Origin of the sequence: Sphingorhabdus sp. (assembly GCF_023910635.1) — a bacterium.
Lineage (GTDB): Bacteria > Pseudomonadota > Alphaproteobacteria > Sphingomonadales > Sphingomonadaceae > Sphingorhabdus_B.
The window spans coordinates 158452-180984 of record NZ_JAAVVZ010000006.1; the positions used below are offsets into that span (position 1 = coordinate 158452).

22 protein-coding genes and 1 pseudogene are annotated in these 22533 nt (G+C 55.7%); 19 read left to right on the forward strand and 4 right to left on the reverse strand.

What is annotated here, in order from left to right; all coding sequences use genetic code 11:
* Window positions 1-32: 32 nt before the first annotated feature.
* Window positions 33-3110 (reverse strand): TonB-dependent receptor, encoded by a 3078-nt coding sequence (locus HEQ34_RS05505; protein ID WP_296198524.1) that lies wholly within the window; start codon window positions 3108-3110, stop codon window positions 33-35.
* A gap of 361 nt (window positions 3111-3471) precedes the next feature.
* On the opposite strand from HEQ34_RS05505, the gene HEQ34_RS05510 reads away from it, so the two are divergent.
* Together HEQ34_RS05510 and queA are read left to right on the forward strand one after the other, a co-directional pair.
* Entirely contained in the window at window positions 3472-4113 is a 642-nt protein-coding gene (locus HEQ34_RS05510; protein ID WP_296198526.1) for a peptidylprolyl isomerase, read from the forward strand.
* A gap of 17 nt (window positions 4114-4130) precedes the next feature.
* Complete coding sequence (queA, locus tag HEQ34_RS05515) at window positions 4131-5165, forward strand: tRNA preQ1(34) S-adenosylmethionine ribosyltransferase-isomerase QueA (RefSeq protein WP_296198528.1); 1035 nt, start codon at window positions 4131-4133, stop codon at window positions 5163-5165.
* Here queA and pyk read toward each other — a convergent pair.
* Complete coding sequence (pyk, locus tag HEQ34_RS05520) at window positions 5162-6610, reverse strand: pyruvate kinase (RefSeq protein WP_296198530.1); 1449 nt, start codon at window positions 6608-6610, stop codon at window positions 5162-5164. The genes queA and pyk overlap by 4 nt on opposite strands.
* Before the next feature lie 80 nt (window positions 6611-6690).
* On the opposite strand from pyk, the gene HEQ34_RS05525 reads away from it, so the two are divergent.
* From HEQ34_RS05525 to HEQ34_RS05560, 8 genes and pseudogenes are all read left to right on the forward strand, one after another.
* Window positions 6691-6993, forward strand: coding sequence for a DUF1244 domain-containing protein (locus HEQ34_RS05525; protein WP_296198531.1), 303 nt, complete (start codon window positions 6691-6693; stop codon window positions 6991-6993).
* A 118-nt stretch (window positions 6994-7111) separates the two neighbouring features.
* Window positions 7112-7354, forward strand: a complete 243-nt coding sequence (locus HEQ34_RS05530; protein WP_125229489.1) for a DUF2312 domain-containing protein — start codon at window positions 7112-7114, stop codon at window positions 7352-7354.
* A 59-nt stretch (window positions 7355-7413) separates the two neighbouring features.
* Window positions 7414-7557: pseudogene (locus HEQ34_RS05535) on the forward strand (heavy metal-binding domain-containing protein); the annotation flags it as partial.
* A gap of 83 nt (window positions 7558-7640) precedes the next feature.
* Window positions 7641-8342 (forward strand): hypothetical protein, encoded by a 702-nt coding sequence (locus tag HEQ34_RS05540; RefSeq protein ID WP_296198535.1) that lies wholly within the window; start codon window positions 7641-7643, stop codon window positions 8340-8342.
* 412 nt (window positions 8343-8754) lie between these two features.
* Entirely contained in the window at window positions 8755-9498 is a 744-nt protein-coding gene (locus HEQ34_RS05545) for a YebC/PmpR family DNA-binding transcriptional regulator (RefSeq protein WP_296198537.1), read from the forward strand.
* A 118-nt stretch (window positions 9499-9616) separates the two neighbouring features.
* The gene (gene ruvC / locus HEQ34_RS05550) at window positions 9617-10087 is read left to right on the forward strand and encodes a crossover junction endodeoxyribonuclease RuvC (RefSeq protein ID WP_296198539.1); all 471 of its coding nucleotides are present in this window, start codon (window positions 9617-9619) and stop codon (window positions 10085-10087) included.
* Window positions 10088-10260: 173 nt separating this feature from the next.
* Complete coding sequence (gene ruvA / locus HEQ34_RS05555; protein ID WP_296198541.1) at window positions 10261-10869, forward strand: Holliday junction branch migration protein RuvA; 609 nt, start codon at window positions 10261-10263, stop codon at window positions 10867-10869.
* Window positions 10866-11159: a type II toxin-antitoxin system ParD family antitoxin gene (locus HEQ34_RS05560; RefSeq protein WP_296198543.1), complete on the forward strand. Its 294-nt coding sequence runs from the start codon at window positions 10866-10868 to the stop codon at window positions 11157-11159. The genes ruvA and HEQ34_RS05560 overlap by 4 nt, the downstream gene beginning before the upstream one ends.
* A 318-nt stretch (window positions 11160-11477) precedes the next feature.
* On the opposite strand, the gene HEQ34_RS05565 is transcribed toward HEQ34_RS05560, so the two are convergent.
* Window positions 11478-11795 carry a GIY-YIG nuclease family protein gene (locus HEQ34_RS05565; protein WP_296198546.1) on the reverse strand — a complete coding sequence of 106 codons (318 nt, stop codon included), beginning with the start codon at window positions 11793-11795 and terminating at the stop codon, window positions 11478-11480.
* Window positions 11796-11950: 155 nt separating this feature from the next.
* Here HEQ34_RS05565 and ruvB point away from each other — a divergent pair, with 155 nt between their 5' ends.
* The 9 genes from ruvB to HEQ34_RS05610 all read left to right on the forward strand — a co-directional run bounded on the left by ruvB (window position 11951) and on the right by HEQ34_RS05610 (window position 21917).
* On the forward strand, window positions 11951-12976 hold the full coding sequence (gene ruvB / locus HEQ34_RS05570) for a Holliday junction branch migration DNA helicase RuvB (RefSeq protein WP_296198548.1): 1026 nt from the start codon (window positions 11951-11953) through the stop codon (window positions 12974-12976).
* A 91-nt stretch (window positions 12977-13067) separates the two neighbouring features.
* Complete coding sequence (locus tag HEQ34_RS05575) at window positions 13068-13520, forward strand: YbgC/FadM family acyl-CoA thioesterase (RefSeq protein ID WP_296198550.1); 453 nt, start codon at window positions 13068-13070, stop codon at window positions 13518-13520.
* A gap of 7 nt (window positions 13521-13527) precedes the next feature.
* Window positions 13528-14220, forward strand: coding sequence for a protein TolQ (gene tolQ / locus HEQ34_RS05580; RefSeq protein ID WP_296198552.1), 693 nt, complete (start codon window positions 13528-13530; stop codon window positions 14218-14220).
* Window positions 14221-14228: 8 nt separating this feature from the next.
* The gene (gene tolR, locus HEQ34_RS05585) at window positions 14229-14687 is read left to right on the forward strand and encodes a protein TolR (RefSeq protein ID WP_296198554.1); all 459 of its coding nucleotides are present in this window, start codon (window positions 14229-14231) and stop codon (window positions 14685-14687) included.
* 4 nt (window positions 14688-14691) lie between these two features.
* A complete protein-coding gene (locus HEQ34_RS05590; RefSeq protein ID WP_296198556.1) occupies window positions 14692-15525 on the forward strand; it encodes a hypothetical protein in 834 nt (277 codons plus the stop codon).
* 13 nt (window positions 15526-15538) lie between these two features.
* Window positions 15539-16903, forward strand: a complete 1365-nt coding sequence (gene tolB / locus HEQ34_RS05595) for a Tol-Pal system beta propeller repeat protein TolB (RefSeq protein WP_296198558.1) — start codon at window positions 15539-15541, stop codon at window positions 16901-16903.
* A 74-nt stretch (window positions 16904-16977) separates the two neighbouring features.
* Window positions 16978-17496, forward strand: coding sequence for a peptidoglycan-associated lipoprotein Pal (gene pal / locus HEQ34_RS05600; protein WP_296198601.1), 519 nt, complete (start codon window positions 16978-16980; stop codon window positions 17494-17496).
* Window positions 17497-17742: 246 nt separating this feature from the next.
* Window positions 17743-18512, forward strand: a protein-coding gene (locus HEQ34_RS05605) for an IS5 family transposase (protein ID WP_296195893.1) whose coding sequence is annotated in 2 segments (ribosomal slippage) — window positions 17743-18057 and window positions 18060-18512 — 768 coding nt in all. Because the reading frame shifts where the segments join, the coding sequence is not laid out codon by codon here.
* A gap of 177 nt (window positions 18513-18689) precedes the next feature.
* On the forward strand, window positions 18690-21917 hold the full coding sequence (locus HEQ34_RS05610) for an amidohydrolase family protein (protein ID WP_296198559.1): 3228 nt from the start codon (window positions 18690-18692) through the stop codon (window positions 21915-21917).
* Window positions 21918-22092: 175 nt separating this feature from the next.
* On the opposite strand, the gene HEQ34_RS05615 is transcribed toward HEQ34_RS05610, so the two are convergent.
* Window positions 22093-22464: a hypothetical protein gene (locus HEQ34_RS05615; protein ID WP_296198560.1), complete on the reverse strand. Its 372-nt coding sequence runs from the start codon at window positions 22462-22464 to the stop codon at window positions 22093-22095.
* Between the last annotated feature and the right edge of the window lie 69 nt (window positions 22465-22533).

Consider the following 22533-nt stretch of genomic DNA (forward strand, 5'->3'; position numbering starts at 1 on the left):
CTTTTCCCCTCTTTTATCGGTCATGTCAGCAGTTAAAAGCGCAATCCGAATTGCAGACGGATTGAACGTGGCCCCTGATATCGGGTTGCTTCCCCGAATGTATTGCGTGGACGTCCGTTGTTGAGCGTGCCCCGCTCTTCAAAATCAAGCGCGGCATTTTCGTTGAAGACGTTAAACACGTCGAGCCGGAAATCACCTTGAAAGCTATCAGTTGGCAATCTGAACACAAAGCTCAGATTGGTTTGCGTTTGCCAATCGCTCTCAAAAACACTGCCACGCGGTGTAAGCGCAGCTACCGGACTATTCACATTCACCGGGACACGCTCGTCGGTTATGACACTGCCGCTTGCATCCACATTACAATAGTAACCCGCCGCCCCATAAAATTGACCAAAGGGGTCAATTGATGCCGGAATTCTTCCGATACAACCGAATTTACGCGGTGACGTAGCACTGAAATTTGCACCCACTGTTAGCCAGTCGGTGAGTTTGTAGCTGCCGTATAGTTTCAAGTTATGGCGACGATGGTTCGGTGAAAGTCCCAATGTACCATTCGTCAGACCTGGCTGATCAAAGTCAGTCGTCAAACCAGCATCAGTCTGGCCATTGTCAGACTTCACTGATCCTTCGTAGTTTCCAAATAGCTTCGACCAAGTGTACGAACCGGATAGGCTCCACAAGCCGTCGAATGCACGGTCTACTTTCAAGGTAACCGCATCATAATTACGCTTGGCGGAAGGCAGGCCCAACTCTTCTGCGGTAAAGTCAACTGTGCGCAGGCCTGTCTCACCATTGATGGGATCGGACAAGGTTACCGTTGCGCCCTGACCCGGATTTAACAACACATATTGGTGAAATCCTGACCAAATACTGCTACATCCTGAAATACCTTCGGCGGCGCAATAATTATTGATTGCAGCATCGATTGCAGCGTCTTCCAAGGCCGCGTTCAAACGAGAGCGCGTATAGTAAAGTCCGGCACTCCAGCCACCGCCGAATTTACGCTCAGCACCAATGATATATTCATCAACCGATTGTGACTGCAGTGACTTTGAAACAGTCGATTCCGTCGGTGTTGCGATACCATCAGAAAGTATAGTGCAATTGGTGCCGCCGCCACTTGGACAAGCTGTGGCGCCAGGTACAGTATTGATGGCTGCTCCGATAATCGGCGTTCCGTCTGCATTAATACCATTCAAAACGTTGAAACGGGTAAAATCAAGCTCAGCGCCCGCAAGACGTATGTTTGTGTTTGCTGCAACTGGAAGATAATAACGACCAAAAGATCCGTACAGTTTCGTCGTTGAGTCATTGAAAACGTCAAATGAGAAACCCGTACGCGGGGCCCAGTTATCGCCTGACTTGTAATAAACGTCACCGACAACATTACTGTTCTGGAAACGGTCATTCCGCAAACCAAGGTTCAACACCAACCGGTCGGAGAAGAGACTCCAGCTATCCTGAATGTAGAAGGCTTCATTTTGCGAATCAAACGAACCGCCGTTTACAAATGTTCGGGCCGTCACATAGTTCACATTAGGCGCAGTAACGTCAGAGTCGCCCGAAAGACCTGAATTGAAAATAGTGAAGTTGGCACCGCCCGTGCGCGTGTTAACGGTATTTGTCGTCAACTTTTCACGGTCATAACCGAACTTAATGCTATGCGAACCGAGAAGATCAAAGCTCAACCCCGCATCGGCTCGATAAAATTCCCGAGTGTCATTGCTCAACGATATGCCTGCAACCGAGTTTGCAAGAGATTGCCCAGTACGTGAGTCAAACACATTTGGATAGGTATCGTCTGACGAACCAGTCGTGTCCCGGTTTTTATTTTTTCCGTAAGCGGCAGAAATTGTCAGCCAATCGGTGAATTGACCCGTGTAACGGCCAACATAGTTTTCTCCGCCAAAACCGAATACCGTTTGGCCAGTGCCGGCACCTTGACCGCGCGTCAGAGTTGTCACTACGTCATTGAAGGCTACATAGCCATAGCTGTCCGAAACCGTCCTGCCTGTCGTATTGAAGTAAGTAGCCTCGAAACGATGCCCATCCAGCGGAATGGCATCGACCTTGACCGCGTAAAAAGGACTGCTTGACCTATTTCTGTCAAAACGTGAACCAACCTGATTCAGCACATCGGTGGTTCCGACCCGCGAGAGACTGGTAACGGTGTCAGTTGATGTCACATTGCGCGTTTCATATAGGCCGTAAACGAAAAGCCTGTCCTTAATGATCGGACCCGAAGCATAGAATGTTGAGTTTATGCGGTGGGCGGACTCACGACTATTTTCGCTGAACACTGTGTCCGTTGCGTTTGAACGCAACCAGTTTGGTTCATAATTTACCAACACGCCAGCATGAAAATCATTTGATCCGGACTTGGTGACCGCGTTTATAATACCACCGGTAGCGCGACCGAATTCTGCGCTATAACCGCCATTCTTGACTTCAACCGTCTCATAAAATTCAAATGGTATGGCAACTGCGCCCAATCCCTCACGGAATTCCGTAATGTTCAGACCGTTCACGTAATAAGCATTTTCAGCCACCGACGCGCCAGCAATATTCGGCAAGTTGCCGAAAGCCGAATCACCCTGTGTCGTGCCAGGAGCTAGCAATACCACGGACGTAATGTCGCGCGCGACAGGCACGCGTGTGGCCAGCTCTCCGATTTCGATAACAGAGCCAGTTGTGTTCCGTGTGAAATCTACAATAACCGACCGACCTCCGCTAACAACAATATCACCGCTACCGCCCTGTGCAACGAGCGAAAATTGGTTCGCTGAGCTGTCTGATCCAAGGTTCACAGAGTCATCGCTGAAAGTATCATAACCGTCAGCGCTAATCGTGAAGGTGTAGCTACCGGTCGGCAACTGGGGAATTCGATAGCTACCATTTGAATCGGTTGTCACCGACCGCTCGAACCCTTGATCATTCGATTTAATGGCAACAGTCGCCCCTGAGATCGCCTGTCCGTCGGTGCTTACAACACGTCCCGATGCACTAACGTTGGTATAATCCTGAGCCATTGCTGGTGTTGCGACGATCGCCGTTACGGCGACGCCTGCACCCATGATTGATAGCGCCTGCAATGCAGCGGCATATTTCAAATTGCTGATACGTGTGTTTTTCACGATACACCCTCTTTAATGAAGCCGAAGTCCGGTGGACTTCCACCATTCAAAGGCTGTTAAAATCCCTGACTTTTCAAACATCGCTGCACTCGCCGGAGAAAATAAACCGAAAAAAGTGCTGCCGATTGGCTTCACTTTGGCGGAGATGCCAAGTCTGCGCAACAAATTGTATCAAGATGTAACTATTAGTTTACATATGTAACATTTGCGCAACAGTGCCTTGGCGCGCAGTCATTTGCATTGGCCGGGGCTGCGTCGCAGTTAGAAAAATCGTTCATGACAGCGACAGCGCGCTTCGTTAAAGAGGCCTCATCCGGTTTTCAGAGGCACATCATTAATGTCCGTACGCTCTTTCTTTTCGAAGCTCAGTTTGCTCTTGGTCGGCATTTTTGCCTTTGCCTTGTCGCCCGCCTTTGCGCAGACGCCTGCACCTGCGCCCGCCGCGCCGGACCTTGAAAACATGCTGGTCTTGGATCTTTCCACCGGTGGGCGGGTTACGATTCAAATGTTCCCAACCGACGCCCCTGCCCATGTTGAGCGTATCAAGACGCTAACGCGGCAGGGCTTTTATAACGGCGTGATCTTTCACCGCGTGATCGATGGATTCATGGCGCAGACGGGGGATCCAAAGGGCACGGGCCAAGGCGGGTCGGAACTTCCCGACCTGAAGGCCGAATTTAACAGAATTCCGCATTTGCGCGGGACGGTGTCGATGGCGCGGACGAACGAGCCTGACACGGCGAACAGCCAATTCTTCATCTGCTTTCAACCGCGCTTTAGCCTGGATAACAAATATACTGTCTTTGGCCGCGTGACATCGGGCATGCAATTTGTCGACGCCATTGAACGTGGCGAGCCGCCTTTGAACCCGAGCAAGGTGCTTCAGGCCTCTATCGCGGCCGACAATGTTCCGCCGCCTGCGTTTACGCCGCCGCCAGCGCAAGCCCCCATCACTGTTGACCAGTTAAACGCTGAATAAGCGCGAAACACTCCGCCATGCGCGTCGATCTATTTGATTTCGAGCTTCCGCCCGAGCGGATTGCGCTGCGTCCCGTCTCGCCGCGCGATTCTGCGCGTATGTTGTGCGTGGGCGGCGATGCTGCACTGGCGGACCGCTCGGTGCGCGACCTGCCGGCGATGTTGCGCAAGGGTGATTGCCTGATCTTCAACGATACACGAGTCATTCCGGCGCAGCTTCAGGGCAAGCGCGGCAATGCCTCCATCGGCGCGACCTTGCACAAACGGATCGACCTGCGCCGTTGGCAGGCGTTTATCCGCAACGCCAAACGCCTGCATCCCGGCGATAGCATCGATTTTAGCGAAGGCGTTATGGCCATATCCGAAGAACGCCATGACGACGGCAGCTTCACTTTGTTTTTCGAAGGCGATGAGCCGGTCGAAATCCTGCTGCAACGCGCCGGGACCATGCCTCTACCGCCCTATATCGCGGGTAAGCGGGCAACCGACGCGCGTGATGCGCAAGATTATCAAACGATGTTCGCGCAAAAGGATGGCGCGGTGGCGGCGCCAACAGCCTCCCTGCACTTCACGCCCGAATTGATGGCCGCGGTGCACGCGGCAGGCATCGAAACGGCAACACTGACGTTGCATGTCGGTGCGGGCACATTCCTGCCGGTGAAGGCCGATGACACCACCGAACATCGCATGCACAGCGAATGGGGCAGCATCAACGCAGACACAGCGCATCGGCTCAATAGCATCCGCGCAAATGGCGGGCGGTTGATTGCGGTTGGCACAACGTCACTACGCCTTGTTGAAAGCGCGGCGGACGAAGTTGGCATCGTGCACCCGTTTGAAGGCGACACCGATATTTTCATCACGCCCGGTTATCGTTTCAAGGCGATTGGCGGCCTGATGACCAATTTCCATCTGCCCAAATCGACTTTGTTCATGCTCGTCAGCGCATTAATGGGGCGCGAGACCATGCAGGCGGCTTATGCGCATGCCATCGCCAATGAATATCGTTTCTACAGCTATGGCGACAGCAGCTTGCTCCTGCCCTGCCCCTAATGCCCCTTCAATTCGTCACCCGTCAGGCGGACGATATGCAGCACATTGGTTGACCCCGGCGTCCCAAACGGCACACCCGCCATGATGATGATCCGGCCGCCTGCAACGCCCAAATGGTACCGCAATGCCATACGCTTGCCCTTGGCAACCATTTCTTCGAACGAGCCAATGTCCCGCGTGCGCACGGCAAAAGCGCCCCATAATAGCCCTAAGCGACGCGCGGTCGTCTGGCTTGCGGTTAGGACCAACAACGGCACAGCAGGGCGCTCGCGTGAAATGCGGCGTGCGGTTGACCCTGATGATGTGAAGCACACGATGGCGCTTGTTTCGACGGTGTCAACAATACGCCCGCTGGCCTCGGCCAGGGCGTCGGCGGTCGTGCCGTCTGCGGGGGTTTCGGTGAAATGGATGCGTTTGAAAAAATCCGGGTCGCCCTCGACCTGTTGCGCGATGCGGTCCATGATCGACACCGCCTCAATCGGCCACGCCCCCGCTGCGGTTTCGGCAGACAGCATCACGGCGTCCGCGCCATCGTAAATCGCGGTGGCCACGTCTGACACCTCCGCCCGCGTTGGTGACGGTGAAACGATCATCGATTCCAACATTTGCGTTGCCACCACGACGGGCTTGCCCATGCGCCGTGCGGTGGACACAATCTTCTTTTGCAGCGGCGGCACTTGTTCCGGCGGCAATTCCACGCCCAGGTCGCCGCGTGCAACCATAACACCGTCGGCCAGCTCAAGGATTTCTTCCAACCGTCGAATCGCCGCAGGCTTTTCGATTTTGGCAAGCAAAGCCGCCTTGTTCCCGATCAGTTTCTTACCTTCGGCCACATCCTCAGGCCGCTGCACGAACGACATCGCGATCCAGTCAACGCCTTGCTCCAACGCAAAGGCAAGGTCCGAACGATCCTTCTCGGTTAACGCAGCGATTGGCACCACAACGTCAGGGACATTCAACCCCTTGCGGTTCGATAGCGTCCCGCCAACCTCAATTTTGGTGTTGATATGTTCAGGGCCAATCTCGGTCACGCGCAAGACAAGCTTGCCGTCGTCGAGCAACAGCCGTGCGCCGACGTCAAGTGCGGCAAAAATTTCCGGATGCGGCAAATAGACGCGATGGGCGTCGCCCGGTGTCTTGTCGGTGTCGAGCCGGAAATTGTGGCCCGTGTGCAATTCGACCTTATCATCGGCAAAGGTTCCGACCCGTAATTTGGGACCTTGCAGGTCAACCAATATCGTCGTTGGCCGGTTATATGCTTTTTCAAGCGCGCGGATATTGGCAATCAACTGCGCCTTGTCGGCCTGATCGCCATGGCTCATGTTGATGCGGAAAGCATCGGCGCCAGCGCGGAACAGTTTTTCGATCATCTCGGGCGTATCGCTCGCGGGGCCCAAGGTTGCCAATATGCGGACCTTGCGCATGCGTGGTTTATGATATTGCATGAAAATGGCTCCGCGATATGGATTTTGAATGTCGCCCTCCCCATAACGAGGCAAGTCAGTAACGAAAAGGGCGCATATTTATGCAACAGGAAACGCACATTTCAGACTCCGCCGCTGCCGCCGCATTTCGCCGCCTCATCGCGCATTTGCAGCACCGACATGATGCGCAGAATATCGACCTCATGGGCCTTGCGGGCTTTTGCCGTAATTGCCTAGCCGATTGGGTGATGGAGGCAGACGGGCAGTTGACGAAGGATCAAGCCCGCGAGTTGATCCACGGCATGCCCGCCGCAGCGTGGAAGGAAAAATATCAAAGCGAGGCAACCCCCGAACAGTTAGAGCGCATGAAAGAAAGCGTAAAGAAGAATGCGGGGCATGAATAGCGAACCGAAAAGCAAAAGCCGCAAACGAGTTCAGGGTGACGCCGCGGGGTTCATGTTCTAAGCGGGTGCCATTCTGATTCGGGGCGTGATGCCCCATTCGACACATAGGGGAAATATCATGGCCGAGGGCAATATCGCCGCCGATCAACTGCGTCTGTTCATTGAGCGTATTGAGCGTTTGGAAGAAGAGAAAAAAGGCATCGCTGACGACATTCGTGACGTATATTCGGAAGCCAAGAGCCAAGGCTATGACGCAAAAATCATGCGCCAGATCGTCCGCTTGCGCAAAATGAGCCAAGACGACCGTCAGGAAATGGAAGCGATCCTCGATACCTATAAATCGGCGCTTGGTCTGGCGTAATGACAAAAAGGATTTTTGGCCGCGCGTGAAGGTTAAAAAAGACCCGTCATCCTGAACTTGCCGCCGACGCCCGCAACAGGGGCGCAGACGCCGTCACGGGCATTCACCTTGATTATAAAGTGCTGGGCAGAGAAGGCTCGGTGCTTATGATCACCGCTTTGGGGACTGCGGTGAAATTGAATCAGCATAGCTGCAGTTTGTAAATTTTTTTACATTTACTCATAGAGACTTAACACGACGCCCCAATTCTGCCACAACACCTCGTCCGGATGGAATTGGAGGACGTATGACCTTGTATTCTGAAGCTGTTGATCGTTTGCTTTCAGCGCGCGTTGCGCCCAAGCTTTGGCTTGCAGCGCTTGCCGCTTATATAGCATCAGACATCGCTTTGCTGTTCAGTGAGACCGAAGATGGGTCACGATTAGCATTGTTGATTTTATCGCTTGCGCTGTTCGTTGCTATTATGATCGCGCAATGGAGGGTGACCCGATCAATGAGTGGCGCCCCTGACTCACAACGCGGTAGCTTAGGCGGCTGGATAAGCTGGTCAATCTTGAGCTGTCTGATTTATTTCGGAATTCCGATCGCCATCGTGGTTGGGATTTGGGGTGTTGATGCCCTGGACCAGCTATCTGCCACCCCACTGCTGTTGATTACATTTGCGATAATGGCCTCGCTGGTTTCGCCTATGTTGGTACACACTACCGGCCAAGTAATAGGTGCAAACGGAATTTCATTTGGAAAAACTCTTGACGGCTGTCGCCCATTTTACCTTCAACTCGTATTGCCATATGCCTTGGTTTTGGCGGGGCTGTGGGGAGCAGCGGACGTTCTTGTGTCCTTTGTTGAACCCGGTATCATCAACGCGCAATCAATCCTGCTCACAATTGGGTCTGCATTACTCCATTTTATTGCCTTTATCCTTTTGACGGCGCTCACGACAGTTGCTTGGTCTAAAGTTTCGCAACAGCAACATGAGGCGATTTAAATCTCCTTGGTATTCCTGAACGCGATCTAGGGTCAGGACCACTTAAATCCACCATCGCGGCGTCAAAATGGCAAAGATATCGAAGTAAAATGTCCGCCGCAGGCAGTCATTCTGCCTGCAAGGGCATTTTGCTTTGAGATCGAAGCCATTTTGGCGTCCTTCGGATTTGACCCATACTGTCCATTGCCGCGTTGGCAAGCTTGGACTTAGAACCACTAAGCCCTGCGCTTGCCGCCTTGCACTGAACAAAATGGCCTCAAACCGCGAAGGTGGATTTAATAGGTCCTGACCCTAGCTGCGACGACGGCGGGATAAACCTGTTGAACGATGTTGGTCTACATGACTTGCCCAATGGCGCGTGCCTGATGTAAGGGCGCGGCATCCTATCCTTTAGCCAGAGAAGAGCAGAGCCATGGCAGGCCATAGCAAATTCAAGAACATACAACATCGTAAGGGCGCGCAGGACAAGAAGCGTTCGGCGCAATTTTCCAAACTTTCGCGCGAAATTACCGTGGCGGCGAAGATGGGGATGCCCGATCCGGACATGAACCCGCGCCTGCGCCTTGCGGTCAATGCCGCCAAGGCGCAGTCGGTGCCCAAGGATAACATCCAGCGCGCCATCGACAAGGCAATCGGCGGGGACGCCGAAAGCTATGATGAAATGCGGTATGAAGGCTATGGCCCCGGTGGTGTGTCCATCATCGTTGAGGCACTGACCGACAATCGCAACCGCACCGCGACCAATGTGCGCACCGCCTTCAGCAAAAATGGCGGCAATCTCGGCGCGTCGGGCGCGGTGAGCCATGGGTTCGACCGTATGGGCCTGATCACCTATCCCGCCAGCGCGGGTGATGCCGACAGCGTTTTTGAGGCCGCATTGGAAGCCGGCGCCGAAGATGTGGAGTCGAACGAAGACGAACACAGCATCTGGACCAGCATGGACGCGCTGCACGAAGTGGCCAAAGCACTTGAAACCATGCTTGGCGCGGCAGAAAGCGCAAAACTCGCGTGGAAACCCCAGCTTTTGGTCGAAGTTGACGAAGCCAATGCCGCAACCTTGCTTAAGATGATCGATGCTTTGGAAGACGATGACGACGTTCAGACCGTATGGGGCAATTACGATGTGTCCGACGAGGTCATGGCGAAATTGGGATGAGGTATTTCTTCCTTCCCGCAGGCGCGTGGAGGGGGTGGGCCTGTGACCGCAAAGTTACAAGCTCGCCTTCGGCTCGCCCCTCCCCTAACCCCTCCCGCCTGCGGGAGGGGAACAAGCTGTGATTATATTGGGATTAGACCCCGGCCTTGGGACAACAGGCTGGGGCGTTATCCGCAAGGAAGGCAATCGCCTTTCCCATATCAACAATGGCGAGATTGTAACCGACGCCAAATTGCCATTGGCCAACCGCCTTGTGCTTTTGGATGAAAAATTGAGCGCAGTGCTTGACCAATTTCGCCCGGATTATGCCGCGGTCGAAGAGGTGTTTGTCAACAAAAACCCGCAATCGACGCTAAAGCTTGGGCAAGCGCGCGGCGTGGTGCTTTTGGGGGCGGCGCGCAACAACACACCCGTGACCGAATATGCCACGCGGCTCGTAAAGAAATCCGTCGTCGGCACTGGCAAAGCGGAAAAGGAGCAGGTTCAGGCCATGCTGCGCATCCTATTGCCGGGGTTGAAGCTCGCCGGACCAGACGCGGCCGATGCGTTGGCGGTGGCGATCACCCATGCGCACCATATGCGCGGTTGATGGGTGCACGCAGAGGCGCAAAGGGCACAGAGTATCTGGCTCACCAAGTTACCTATTTTAGGGTCAGGACCTATTAAATCCACCTTCGCGCCTCTGCGTGAAAAAATCCTGCCCTGTTCCCGCGATGTTCTCTTTTGCTTGCCGATTTGAAATCGAACGGCTAACCCGCGAATATGATTGCAAAGCTGTATGGCCGCATTGATGAAACCGGCGTTGACCATCTGGTGATTGACGTCAACGGCGTCGGCTATCTGGTGCAGGCCAGTGCGCGGACGCTATCGGCCTTGGGCAAGACCGACGATTTCGCGACCGTCTTCACCGAAATGCAAGTGTCGGAAAACGACATGCGCCTCATCGGCTTTGCCACCCGCGAAGAACGCGACTGGTTCCGCCTGTTGACGGGCGTGCAGGGCGTCGGCGGCAAGGTTGGCCTCGCCATATTGTCCGCAATTGAACCGCAGGACTTGGCCCTCGCCATCGGCAGCGGCGACGCCGCGATGGTCGCGCGCGCCAATGGCGTCGGGCCAAAGCTTGCCAGCCGCATCGTCAATGAATTGAAGGACAAGGTCGGCGCTTTGGCCGGTCTCGGTGGCGGCGCGAAGCTGATGTCCACCGGCGCAGCGGCTGGGAACCACGCGCAAGACGCGATGTCCGCACTCGGCAATCTGGGCTTCAAGCCCGGCGAGGCAGGAAGCGCCGTGGCGCAAGCCGTCGAGGAACTTGGCCCCGATGCGACCTTGGATGCATTGGTCCGGCTGGCGTTGAAACGGGCTTCGCGGTGAGTAATAGACAAATTCCTACAGAAATGTATAAGGATGCTATGGCCCAATTAAACATATCTATTCCACCTGCGCTTAAAAGCTGGATTGATCACCGCGTTACGGAAGGTCGATATTCAAGCGCGAGCGACTATATGCGTGATCTCGTTCGTCGCGATCAGGAATCTGAGCCCGATGATATCGAATGGGTTAAAGCCATGCTTGCGGAAGGCATGGCTTCCGGAACTTCAGACGAAGAGCCGGAAAAGATTATCGAAAACATTATCGCCAGACGGCGTGCAAGGCGTGGCTAAAGTTTCATTTTCGAATGCTGCCGTTGCTGACTTGTGTGCCATTGACGAATGTGATGAGATGGTCCTGATTGTGCGCATTTTGCACCATGCAGTAGACGCAAAGCAGGCGTTGAAGGGGGATGCGCGGTGAGTTTACTCTCTGCTCCAGCTACGCGCCCCTGTAAGTCTGGCGCCTCTAAATGGACCCTGAAACAAGTTCAGGGTGACGGTGGAGGGAGAATGACTGTCACATGCCATCGCAATATCACCTGTCATCACAAAATCACCTGCCATCGCAACATTCGTCACCCTGAACTTGTTTCAGGGTCCATCGGGAGGTTAACCCTTCCCCACCGGAGGCAAACCCAGCCCGACAGCCAAATCCATCCAGTGCGGATTCGCGTCGTTAATCAGATTGATTTTCCACGCCCGATGCCAATTTTTCAACTGCTTCTCGCGCGCAATCGCGGCCTCCATCGTGCCAAAAACCTCAAAATGCACCAGCCGGTAAATCGCATATTTGGAAGCATGTCCGGGTGTCACACCGCCCCGATGTTGCGAAAGCCGCTTGAGCAGGTCAGACGTGACACCGATATAAAGCGAACCATAATGCTTGCTTGCAAGTATATATACGCATGGAGTTTTTTCGTCTCTCACACGCTGGATAGTGCCGCAAAATGGACCCTGAAACAAGTTCAGGGTGACGTAAATTCTGGTAAATTGTTCCGCATGAATTCAAACCTCCACGCCGTCACCCTGAACTTGTTTCATGGTCCATCGGGCAATGTCAAAGCTAACGGTGAGAAATGCGCATGACTGACGAAGACCGCCTCACCACGCCGGACAAGCGGCCCGAAGACATCGACGCTGCGCTTCGTCCAAAAACGCTCGCCGAGTTTATCGGGCAGGCCGCCGCGCGCGATAATTTGCGGGTGTTTATTGAGGCGGCGAAGGGGCGGGGGCAGCCGTTGGACCATGTGCTGTTCTTTGGCCCACCGGGTCTTGGCAAGACCACGCTGGCGCAGATTGTGGCAAAGGAAATGGGCGTCGGTTTTCGCGCCACCTCCGGCCCTGTCATCGCCAAATCCGGTGACTTGGCCGCGTTGTTGACCAATTTGGAAGATGGCGACGTCTTGTTCATTGACGAAATTCACCGCCTAAGCCCCGTGGTTGAGGAAATCCTGTATCCTGCGATGGAGGACCGCGCGCTCGATATCATGATCGGCGAAGGGCCTTCGGCGCGGTCGGTGCGGATTGACTTGCCTGCGTTTACGCTTGTCGGCGCGACCACGCGGCAGGGTTTGCTGACCACGCCGTTGCGTGACCGCTTTGGCATTCCGGTGCGGTTGAATTTCTACACGCATGCCGAGCTTGAGTTGGTCGTCACCCGCGCCGCGCGCTTGCTGGACCTGGGCATTGCCCCCGACGGCGCGAACGAGATTGCCAAGCGGGCGCGCGGAACGCCGCGTATTGCCGGACGGCTGCTGCGCCGCGTGCGCGATTTTGCCAATGTGGCTGGCGAGCCCGTTGTCACCGCCAAAATCGCCGATAGCGCGCTCAACCGGTTGGAGGTCGATGCGCTTGGCCTTGATGCGATGGACCGGCGTTATCTGTATATGATCGCCGACATTTACCGTGGCGGGCCAGTGGGTGTGGAGGCGTTGGCCGCCGGCCTTTCCGAGCCGCGTGACACCATTGAGGATGTGGTCGAACCTTATCTGCTGCAACTGGGCCTGATCGCGCGAACGGCGCGTGGCCGCTGCCTCAATGCGCCGGGCTGGAAACATCTTGGCCTCAACCCGCCCGCCGGGTCACAAGATGGGTTATTTGATACATAAAGACATTCCGAGTGTCTCAGGCGACCAATTGCGGACGCTTTTACTAAAACCCCTTCCCGCCGGACTCCACAAAGGTTAAGCAACGCGTGTAATGTCCATGCCTCAACCCTATCAAGGCCATTTTGACGGCACGCGGCACTATTTTGCCGTGCGCGTCTATTTTGAAGACACCGATTTTTCCGGGGTGGTCTATCATGCGCGCTATCTGCATTTCATGGAACGGGCGCGTTCGGACATGCTCGCCTGCGTCGGCATTGATCAGCGGACCGTTCATGCCGAGGGGCAAGGCGCGTATGCCGTGACCGAAATGCACATCAAATATCGCCGTGCCGCGCATTTTGACGATGCGTTGGTGGTCGTCAGCACCGTTGAGGCCGTCCGCGCGGCCAGTTGCGACATTCATCAAACCGTCATGCGCGGCGACGAGATACTCACCGAAGCGCGGGTGACCGCCGCCTTTGTTTCACCCGACGGCAAGGCCCGCCGACAACCTGCGCATTGGGTTGCCGCGTTCCAGCCGATTCTTCATCGACCCGCAGAATAGGATATCCATGAGCCTGCTTATCGCCACCCAAAATATGGGCTTTTCACCCTTCAATTTGTTTATGGACGCCGACTTGGTGGTCAAATCTGTCATTGTCGGCTTGGCGCTGTCCAGCATCTGGGTGTGGACAATCATCATCAGCTTCATGGTGAAGATGTCAGGTATCAACCGGAAAAGCGAAGCGTTTGAGCGTGAATTTTGGGGCAGCTCGGATATTTCGGCTTTCTCCAAGGCACATGCCCAAAATGAACTGCCGGTGGCGAAGGTCTTTGCCGCTGGGATGGCCGAATGGCGGCTGTCAACCAAAGGCAAAAACATTGACCGCGCCGGAACGCGTGAGCGCCTTGCCACGGCGATGGATGCCACAATCGCCGCGGAAACCGACCGCCTCGCCAACCGCCTGAACTTTCTGGCCACCACCGGCTCCGTTGCCCCGTTCATTGGCCTGTTCGGTACCGTATGGGGCATCATGCGCAGCTTTGCCGCGATTGCGGCAGAGCAAAATTCCAGCCTTGCCGTTGTCGCGCCGGGGATTGCGGAGGCGTTATTTGCCACCGCCATTGGCCTGTTTGCCGCCATTCCAGCGGTCATCGCCTATAACCGATTCTCCCACCGTCTGAACCAATATGAAGCGCGCATGGGGCGCTTTGCCGATGGCTTTCATGGGACGTTGAGCCGGGAATTGGAGCTTGTGATTTAAGCATGGCCATGAACACTTCATCTGGCCGCAGCGGCGGCGGACGTGGGCGACGGCGGGGAGGCCGACGCGCGCCGATGGCGGACATCAACGTTACACCGTTCGTGGACGTCATGCTCGTTCTGCTCATCATCTTCATGGTCACCGCGCCCTTGTTGGTAACTGGCGTCCCCGTCGAGCTGCCGGAAAGCCGCGCAAATGCGCTGGATCAAAAGGATGAACCCATAGAAATCGCCATTGACCGCGACGGCGTGACGTTCATCGATGGCACCCAGGTTGCGCCCGCTGACCTTGCCGTTAGGCTTGGCGAAATCGCCGCCGCGCAAACCCAGGACAAACCGCGTCAGATCATGCTGCGCGGGGATACCGCGATCAGCTATGGCCAAATGATGCGCGTCATGGGCGAATTAAACCGTGCGGGGTTGAACAGCGTAAGCTTAGTCACCACCGGTTCATCAAACGAAAACTAACCAGATGGCAATGGATCGGGCGGAGATATTCGGATTTGGCGCTGCACTTGGCGTCCACGGCCTGTTGCTGGGCGTGTTCGCGCTTGGGCTGATGGCATCTGCAAAAACTGCGCCCAAGCCAGAGTCGATCTCCGTTTCGCTTGTTGGCGAAATCGCCGATGTCTCGAGCGCGCCAGATGCGATCCAAGAGGAATCCGCGCCGCCAGCCGCAGGCGAGAACGCGCCTGCCGAACCGCCACCTGCCCCGACGCCCGTCATGCAAATCGAAAAGCCGCAGACAAAGCCTGTGCCCAAACCCGCCAAAGCAGAAACGGCCCCATCTGTTGCAAAGGCCGCGGCCAAGCCGGTAAAAACCGCCGCCGCCGCTCCGCCCAAAACCACCAAGGCCGCGACAGTCAGCGGCAAGGGCGCAACGCCAGCCAAGCCCGGCGGCCTCAGCCGCAGCTTTGAAGACAGTATTAACAATATCGGCAAGGCCCCCGGTGCGGGCAAGGCCGTGGGCACGCCAGCCGCCAAAACCGCCACCGAAGTGCGTCGCTCGGTTGGCGTCAGCATCGCTGGCCAAATCCGCAGTCGCGTGCGCGCCTGTGCGCCAACGGGCGTCGACATCAACAAGATAGAGACGTTCGTGACGTTAAGCCTTGAACCATCGGGCAGGTTGGCCTCCGTGCGTTTTGACAAGCAAATTGGCCTCAACGACACCAACCAAACACAGGCAGGGCCGTTGAAAGATTGCATCTTGCAAGCGGTGCGCGCAGCATCACCTTATGTCGGGCTTGATCCTGAATATCATGACGTTTGGAAAACCCACGCGCTTCGTTTGCGCGCCACGGGATAAAGGAATGAGATCCATGTCACTCTTCGCACTGAACCGGAAACTGGCGTCTTTCCTGCTTTTAATCTTGGGCACGCAAGCCGCGATTGCGCAAACACCTCCCCCTCCGGCGCCTGCAACAGATGAGCCGGAATTGGTCGAATTTGACACCTCCAAAACCCGCTCCATCGCGGTCCCCGCTTTGGTCGCGCCGTCGCCAGCGGACACGCCAGCCGGCAATAGCGCTGCGCTGGGCCGCCAAATTGCAGAGGTTATCTCCTCCAACCTGCGGGCATCGGGGGTGTTTGAAACCCAAGGGCCAAATGGCCTGCGCATGATTGGCTTAGCCGAAGTGACCGCGCCGCAATTTGGCTATTGGAAAGCGCGTCCGGTCGAACAACTGGTGCAGGGCTTTGTCCGCGTTGGCGGCGATGGCAATTTGACTGTTGGCTGTTATCTCTACGACGTTGGTTTCGGCAATGAAACCACGCGGCTTGGCTTTAATGTGCCCCCGCGCGAATGGCGCAGGGCCGCGCATAAATGCGCTGATGCAATCTATTCACGGCTGACGGGCGAACTGCCCTTTTTCGATAGCCGCATTGCCTATATCGCCGAAAGCGGGCCGAAGAATAAACGGATCAAGCGGCTGGCGATCATGGATTCCGATGGCGCAAACCATCGCTTCATTACCAATGGCCAATCGACCGCACTGACGCCGCGATTCTCGCCCAGTTATAAATCGATTCTGTATTTATCCTATGTCGACGGCAACCCGCGTATTTACGTCTATGACATTGATGCCGGGCGTCAGCGCCTGATTACCCAATCCAACAGCCCGACATTCGCGCCGCGCTGGTCGCCCGATGGCCAAACGATACTATATTCAATGGCGGTTTCGGGCAATACCGACGTCTACAAGATTTCGGCGAGCGGCAACGGCACGCCGGTAAAGCTAACCAGCTCACCCGGCATTGATGTCGGCGGTAGTTTCTCCCCCGATGGCCGTCAGATTGTCTTTGAAAGCGACCGTTCGGGCAGCCAGCAAATCTACGTCATGAACGCCGACGGCAGCAACCAGCGCCGCATCAGCTTTGGCGCGGGCCGTTACGCCACGCCCGAATGGAGCCCGCGCGCTGACTTGATTGCCTTTACGCGCATCGCTGGCGACTTCCGCGTTGGCACGATGCGGCCTGACGGTTCGGGCGAACGACTGCTGACCAATAGCTGGCAAGACGAGGCGCCGACTTGGGCGCCCAATGGCCGTGTTATCCAATTCTTCCGCACGGCCAAAGGAAGTGGTAAAACAAGTATCTGGCAAGTTGACCTTACCGGTTCCAACGAACGCCAATTGCCCACGCCTGTCGATGGTTCAGACCCGGCATGGGGACCAGTATTGCCGTAACAACATTTACCCTCATACCTATCCCGACCGAATGTCGGGCAAAGCCCAAGGAGAAGACCATGACGAAAAATACGATCAAAATGGCAGCCCTTTTGCTGGCATCGACCGCGCTTATTGCCGGCTGCGGCAAGAAAAAGGTCGATACCTTGCCACCTGCGGCCGAAGGCACCGATTATGGCCAGACGCCAACTGACCCGAACGCTAATGCCGCTGGCCAGATCATCCCCGGCAGTCAGGAGGATTTCCTGCAACAAGTTGGCCAGTTTGGCGACCGCATCTTGTTTGAAACCGACCGCTTCAACGTTGATGCCGAAGATCAGGCGACACTCCAGCGTCAGGCGCAGTGGTTGGCGCAATATCCAAACACGCGTATCACCGTCGAAGGCCATGCCGATGAACGCGGAACCCGCGATTACAACCTTGCCTTGGGTGAACGCCGCGCGAACTCCGCCAAAAACTTCCTCGTTTCCATCGGTGTCGATGCCAGCCGTATCCAGACCGTCAGCTATGGCAAAGAACGGCCATCGGCCTTGGGATCGGACGAGCAAGCTTGGGCGCAAAACCGCCGCGCGGTTACTGTAACCATTCGATAAAGCGAGGCCAGGCCCGCAGTTTCGGTCCGACGAAGAGCAGAAAAATGCGGGCTTGAAATGTAGGATTTGTTTTGAAAGAGTGCCAGTGGCGGCCTGTTTGGTTGTCAGGCGCTCTTTCTTATCTTTAGTCCGGTTATAGCTTGTCGGCACAGCCGTTTAGGTGAGACCTTAGGTCACATACTCATAAATTGGATTCCCAAAGTGATTGATATCTGATTCAATGCTTTTTCTGGAAGGGAGAAGCTGATGGCACGGTTTGATTTGACAGATTTCGAGTGGTTGGTGATCCAGCCTTTGTTGCCGACCAAGGTGCGTGGCGTGAAGCGGGTTGATGATCGGCGGGTTTTGAACGGGATATTCTGGCGGTTACGCACTGGCGCGCCTTGGGCGGATATTCCGGCGCGATACGGTCCGTATACGACCTGTGTGAACCGGTTCAACCGCTGGCGCAGAGCCGGTGTGTGGAAGCATATATTGGATGCAGTTTCCGTGGCTTACGAAGGCAATATCCAGATGATCGACTCGTCTTCGATCCGGGTTCATCAACATGGAGCCAATGGTAAAAAAAAGACCAGCGATCCCGTTGCATGGGTCACTCGCGTGGCGGCCTGACCACCAAGATACATGCACTGGTCGATGCGATGGGCATGCCGATCATGCTCAAGCTGACCGAAGGGCAAGCCGCCGATGGTCGCAGTGCAGCAGACATGTTCGATACCGTCGGCAAAGGGGATATCCTGCTCGCCGACCGGGCTTATGACTCCGATGCGTTGCGCGCCGAAATGGAGGCGCGCGGTGCCAGGGCCAATATCCGCGCCATGCCGCAACGCGTGATCAAACCGGCATTTAGTCACTTCCTCTATAAGCAACGCAACCTCGTCGAGCGCTTCTTTAATAAACTCAAGCATTTCAGAGCAGTTGCCACGCGATACGATCAAAGAGACGATAATTATCTCGCCTCTGTCCAACTCGCATCAATCCGGATCTGGTTGAGACATAATGAGTCTGTGGCCTAGTGTGACTTTCCAGCGATAAGCCCCACATTTGCGTGGTTTTTCGAAACCCAAGTCATTTGGCAAAAGTCGTTCGCGCAACGCTGGGTTCGGGTTATCAAACGCGCGATGCGGGCTTGCGGACACGCGCTAGGCATGACAACCTAAACACTATAAGAAAAATATAAGGGGAGCCTATATATGAAAAATTACATCAAATCCGTCTTGTTGCTGAGCGCGGCGATTCTGCCGACGAGCGCATTTGCCCAAGCGCCAGCCGCCGCCGATGACAAGGCCCCCAAATGGGATGTCGCCGCGCCTCCAGGCCTGACCGTGCGTCAGATCAGCATCGACACTGACGAAGGTTCATGGATGAACCTTGACGTCAGCCCCGATGGCCGCACGATTGCGTTCGATCTGCTTGGCGATATCTATATCATTCCCGTAACCGGCGGCACGCCAACCCGCATAGCCGAAGGCCTGCCGTTTGAAACACAGCCGCGCTTTTCGCCCGATGGCGCGCGCATTGCCTTTACCTCTGACCGGGGTGGTGGCGACAATATCTGGATCATGAACCGCGACGGTTCGGACAAGAGGCAGTTGAGCAAAGAGGATTTTCGCTTGCTCAATCAACCAAGCTGGAGCCCCGATGGCCGCTTCATCGCCGCCAAGAAGCATTTCACCACTGGCCGCTCGCTAGGAACAGGCGAAGTCTGGCTCTACCATGTGTCCGGCGGTGCAGGCGTCTTGTTGGTCAAACGGCCTAATGAGCAGCACCAGAAGGAATTGGGCGAACCTATCTTTGCGCCCGATGGCCAGCATATCTATTACACGCGCAACATCACCCCCGGCCCCATTTTCCAATATGCGCAGGATTCCAACGGCCAGGTTTTCGATATTGAAAGCTATGACATCGAAACCGGCAAGACCGAAACTGCGGTAGCTGGTGTCGGCGGATCTGTCCGCCCAACCCCTTCGCCCGACGGCCAAAAAATCGCCTTTGTCCGCCGCGAGCGGACTCAGTCCAAACTATATGTGAAGGATCTCAGCACGGGCGAAGAGCGCAAGATTTACGATGCGCTGGATCAAGATGTGCAGGAAACCTGGGCCGTTACGGGCGTCTATCCCAATATGGATTGGTCCCCCGACAGCAAGACCGTCTATTTCTGGGCAGGCGGCAAGATCCGCAAGGTTGATTGGCCAAGCGGCGCGTCTAGCGTCATCCCGTTCCGCATTTCGGACACGCGCGATATGATTGACCCGCCGCTGCCTCAAATTGAAGTAGCGCCGACCAGCTTTGAAACCAAAATGCCGCGCAGCCCTGTAACCGCGCCAGATGGCCGGACCGTGCTGTTTGAAACCATGGGCAAATTATGGCTAAAGCCCGCAGCAGGGGGCACTGCACGACGCCTGACCTCCTCGGATACCGGTATGGAGGCCTATCCCACTTGGTCGCGCGACGGTAAAACCATCGCTTATGTCCATTGGACCGATAAAGGCCTTGGTAACATCCACACCATAAGCGCAAGCGGCGGTACGCCCAAAAAGGCAACGGCGCAGCCCGGCCATTATGCCCGCCCGCGTTTCTCGCCCGATGGCAAGACGATCGTCTTTGAAAAGCAGGAAGGCGGCGGACTGACCTCGCCCTTGCGATCGGACCAGTCCGGCATTTACCGGATGCCCGCGATGGGCGGACCGGCAACACGCGTCACCTCGGCAGGAACCACGCCACATTTCGGCACCTCCAACGACCGGATGTTTTACACAGAGTCTGGCGCGAACAAGCGCATGCTCGTCAGCGTGGATATGAACGGCGAAGCCAAGCGCACCCATGCCAGTGGTGAACTAACGACGATTTACGAAGTGTCGCCCGATGGCAATAACTTTGCCTTCCGCCAAAATTACGAAGCCTTTGTCATGCCGTTGATGCCGGGCACGCAGGACGTGACCGCGTCGTCATCGGGCAGTGCGCTTCCCGTCATAAAGGTCAGCAACGGCGGCGCGGATTATATGCATTGGAGCCGCAATGGCGACGCCTTGCATTGGGCAATTGGGCCGATGCTTTACGCGGCGCAGACCAATGCTTTCTATCCCAATGGGCCGCTGGCCAAGGATGCTAAGCCCGTTAAATTTGCCCCGCCGAAGCAAGGCGTATCGCTGTCCATGACGGTCAACTCGGACCGCCCAAGCGGCGTTGTCGCCTTCACGGGCGCACGCGTTGTCACCATGGCGGACAAGAGCGGCGGGATTATCGACAATGCCGTGATCCTGGTCGAGAATGACCGGATTAAGGCCGTTGGCAAAATGGGCGACTTTGCCATTCCTGCTGGCGCAAAGACCGTTGACGTTGCTGGTAAGACGATCATTCCTGGCCTTGTCGATGCGCATGCCCATGGCCCTTATGGCGTGGACGAAATGACCCCGCAGCAAAATTGGGTGAATATGCTCAACCTCGCAATGGGTGTTACCACGCGCCATGACCCGTCAAGCAGCGCAGCCACCGTGTTCCCGGCGTTGGAGATGCAGCGGGCTGGCCTGTTGCTTGGGCCACGCTCCTTCTCGACAGGCGAGATCGTTTATGGGGCCAAGGCCGCGGACGTCTACGCCGAAATCAACGGCCTAGATGATGCGCTGGCGCATGTTCGCCGGTTGAAAGCGCAAGGCGCGCATAGCGTCAAAAACTACAACCAGCCGCGCCGTGAACAGCGCCAGCAAGTGGTGGCCGCCGCGCTTCAGGAGAATATGCGCTCGGTCGCCGAAGGGGGTTCGCTGTTCGGTATGGACATGAACCTGATCGCCGATGGCAACACCACGCTTGAGCATAATATCCCGCTCGACATCTTCTACGATGATGTGCTGCAATTCTACTCCAAGTCGAAGGTGGGTTATACGCCCACGCTTGTGGTGACCTATGGCGGGCCAGCGGGCGACCCTTATTGGCGGTCGCACACCGATGTGTTCCGGCATCCGTTAATGGCGAAGCATTATCCGCCGACCGAGCTTGCGGCCAATAATGCCCGCCGCGAAATTGCGCCGGAAGAGGATTATGTCGACGACAACAGCGCGCGTGAGGCACATAAGCTTGCCAAGCTGGGCGTCCCTGTTTCCATCGGCGCGCATGGCCAAGAAGCCGGCATCGCCGCGCATTGGGAGCTTTGGTCCTTCGTCCGTGGCGGCATGTCACCTATTGAGGCGCTCGCCGCTGGCACGATCGAGTCCGCACGTTCGCTGGGCTATGACAAGGATGTGGGCTCCATCACGGCAGGCAAGCTTGCCGACCTCGTCATCCTTGATGCCGACCCAAGCGTTGACATCCGCAATTCGGATAAGGTCGCAAAGGTCATGATCGGTGGCCGTCTATATGACGCAGCCACGTTGAATGAAGAAGTCACCGGAACGCGCAAGCGCATGCCTTATTATTGGGAATGAGCTTCGCCCGACGCGCATGGTTTTCTGGCCCGGGTGCATATCCCGGGCTGGAAAATGGTGCGGACATCGGGTCGGAAGTGGCTGGGTCAAGCGCCGCATTTTCGGCCAAAGCCTTTTCAGCCCCGGGCACTTTCGCACTTCTCGAATGACACAGAAGTGCTGATGCCCACCTTATCTAGCTAGCGGGGTTGAGCCGTCGTTCCGCCAAGGAACGGACACTTGCCTTCCATTCAGAAGACATGCAATCGAGCAACTGTTTACGCTTCTTGAATCCACCGATAGAACATGTCGCAACCACTTTGCAGGGTAATGCATCGATATCTGGGTCACCGCTTGGTTTAGTGATTTCACATTTCTTGACTTCACCTTTTTTCGTAACTTTGAAATCAAATTTAACTGCGGACAATTTCTTACCGATTACCACGATTTCATCTTGGATATCTTCAGAACCCGACTGCTGTGCATAGGCACCGTCAACCGAGATCGAATTTGAGAAAATAAAAGAAGCGGCAATTACGAGAATCGCGAACTTGCGGTTTGATCGCATAATAACAATCCTTTAGGTCTAGGAAGCGCTATAAATCCGTTATCGTATGAAACGTCTGCAATCAAGCAC

Bases quoted from the DNA above. Each gene is read 5' to 3' on its own strand.
- HEQ34_RS05575 (WP_296198550.1), top strand. From the start codon at position 13,068: ATGTCCATGCCTCAACCCTATCAAGGCCATTTTGACGGCACGCGGCAC.
- ruvB (WP_296198548.1), top strand. From the start codon at position 11,951: ATGACTGACGAAGACCGCCTCACCACGCCGGACAAGCGGCCCGAAGAC.
- HEQ34_RS05525 (WP_296198531.1), top strand. From the start codon at position 6,691: ATGCAACAGGAAACGCACATTTCAGACTCCGCCGCTGCCGCCGCATTT.
- ruvA (WP_296198541.1), top strand. From the start codon at position 10,261: ATGATTGCAAAGCTGTATGGCCGCATTGATGAAACCGGCGTTGACCAT.
- pyk (WP_296198530.1), bottom strand. From the start codon at position 6,610: ATGCAATATCATAAACCACGCATGCGCAAGGTCCGCATATTGGCAACC.
- tolQ (WP_296198552.1), top strand. From the start codon at position 13,528: ATGAGCCTGCTTATCGCCACCCAAAATATGGGCTTTTCACCCTTCAAT.
- HEQ34_RS05530 (WP_125229489.1), top strand. From the start codon at position 7,112: ATGGCCGAGGGCAATATCGCCGCCGATCAACTGCGTCTGTTCATTGAG.
- HEQ34_RS05545 (WP_296198537.1), top strand. From the start codon at position 8,755: ATGGCAGGCCATAGCAAATTCAAGAACATACAACATCGTAAGGGCGCG.
- HEQ34_RS05615 (WP_296198560.1), bottom strand. From the start codon at position 22,464: ATGCGATCAAACCGCAAGTTCGCGATTCTCGTAATTGCCGCTTCTTTT.
- HEQ34_RS05610 (WP_296198559.1), top strand. From the start codon at position 18,690: ATGAAAAATTACATCAAATCCGTCTTGTTGCTGAGCGCGGCGATTCTG.
- tolR (WP_296198554.1), top strand. From the start codon at position 14,229: ATGAACACTTCATCTGGCCGCAGCGGCGGCGGACGTGGGCGACGGCGG.
- HEQ34_RS05540 (WP_296198535.1), top strand. From the start codon at position 7,641: ATGACCTTGTATTCTGAAGCTGTTGATCGTTTGCTTTCAGCGCGCGTT.
- HEQ34_RS05510 (WP_296198526.1), top strand. From the start codon at position 3,472: ATGTCCGTACGCTCTTTCTTTTCGAAGCTCAGTTTGCTCTTGGTCGGC.
- queA (WP_296198528.1), top strand. From the start codon at position 4,131: ATGCGCGTCGATCTATTTGATTTCGAGCTTCCGCCCGAGCGGATTGCG.
- tolB (WP_296198558.1), top strand. From the start codon at position 15,539: ATGTCACTCTTCGCACTGAACCGGAAACTGGCGTCTTTCCTGCTTTTA.
- HEQ34_RS05590 (WP_296198556.1), top strand. From the start codon at position 14,692: ATGGCAATGGATCGGGCGGAGATATTCGGATTTGGCGCTGCACTTGGC.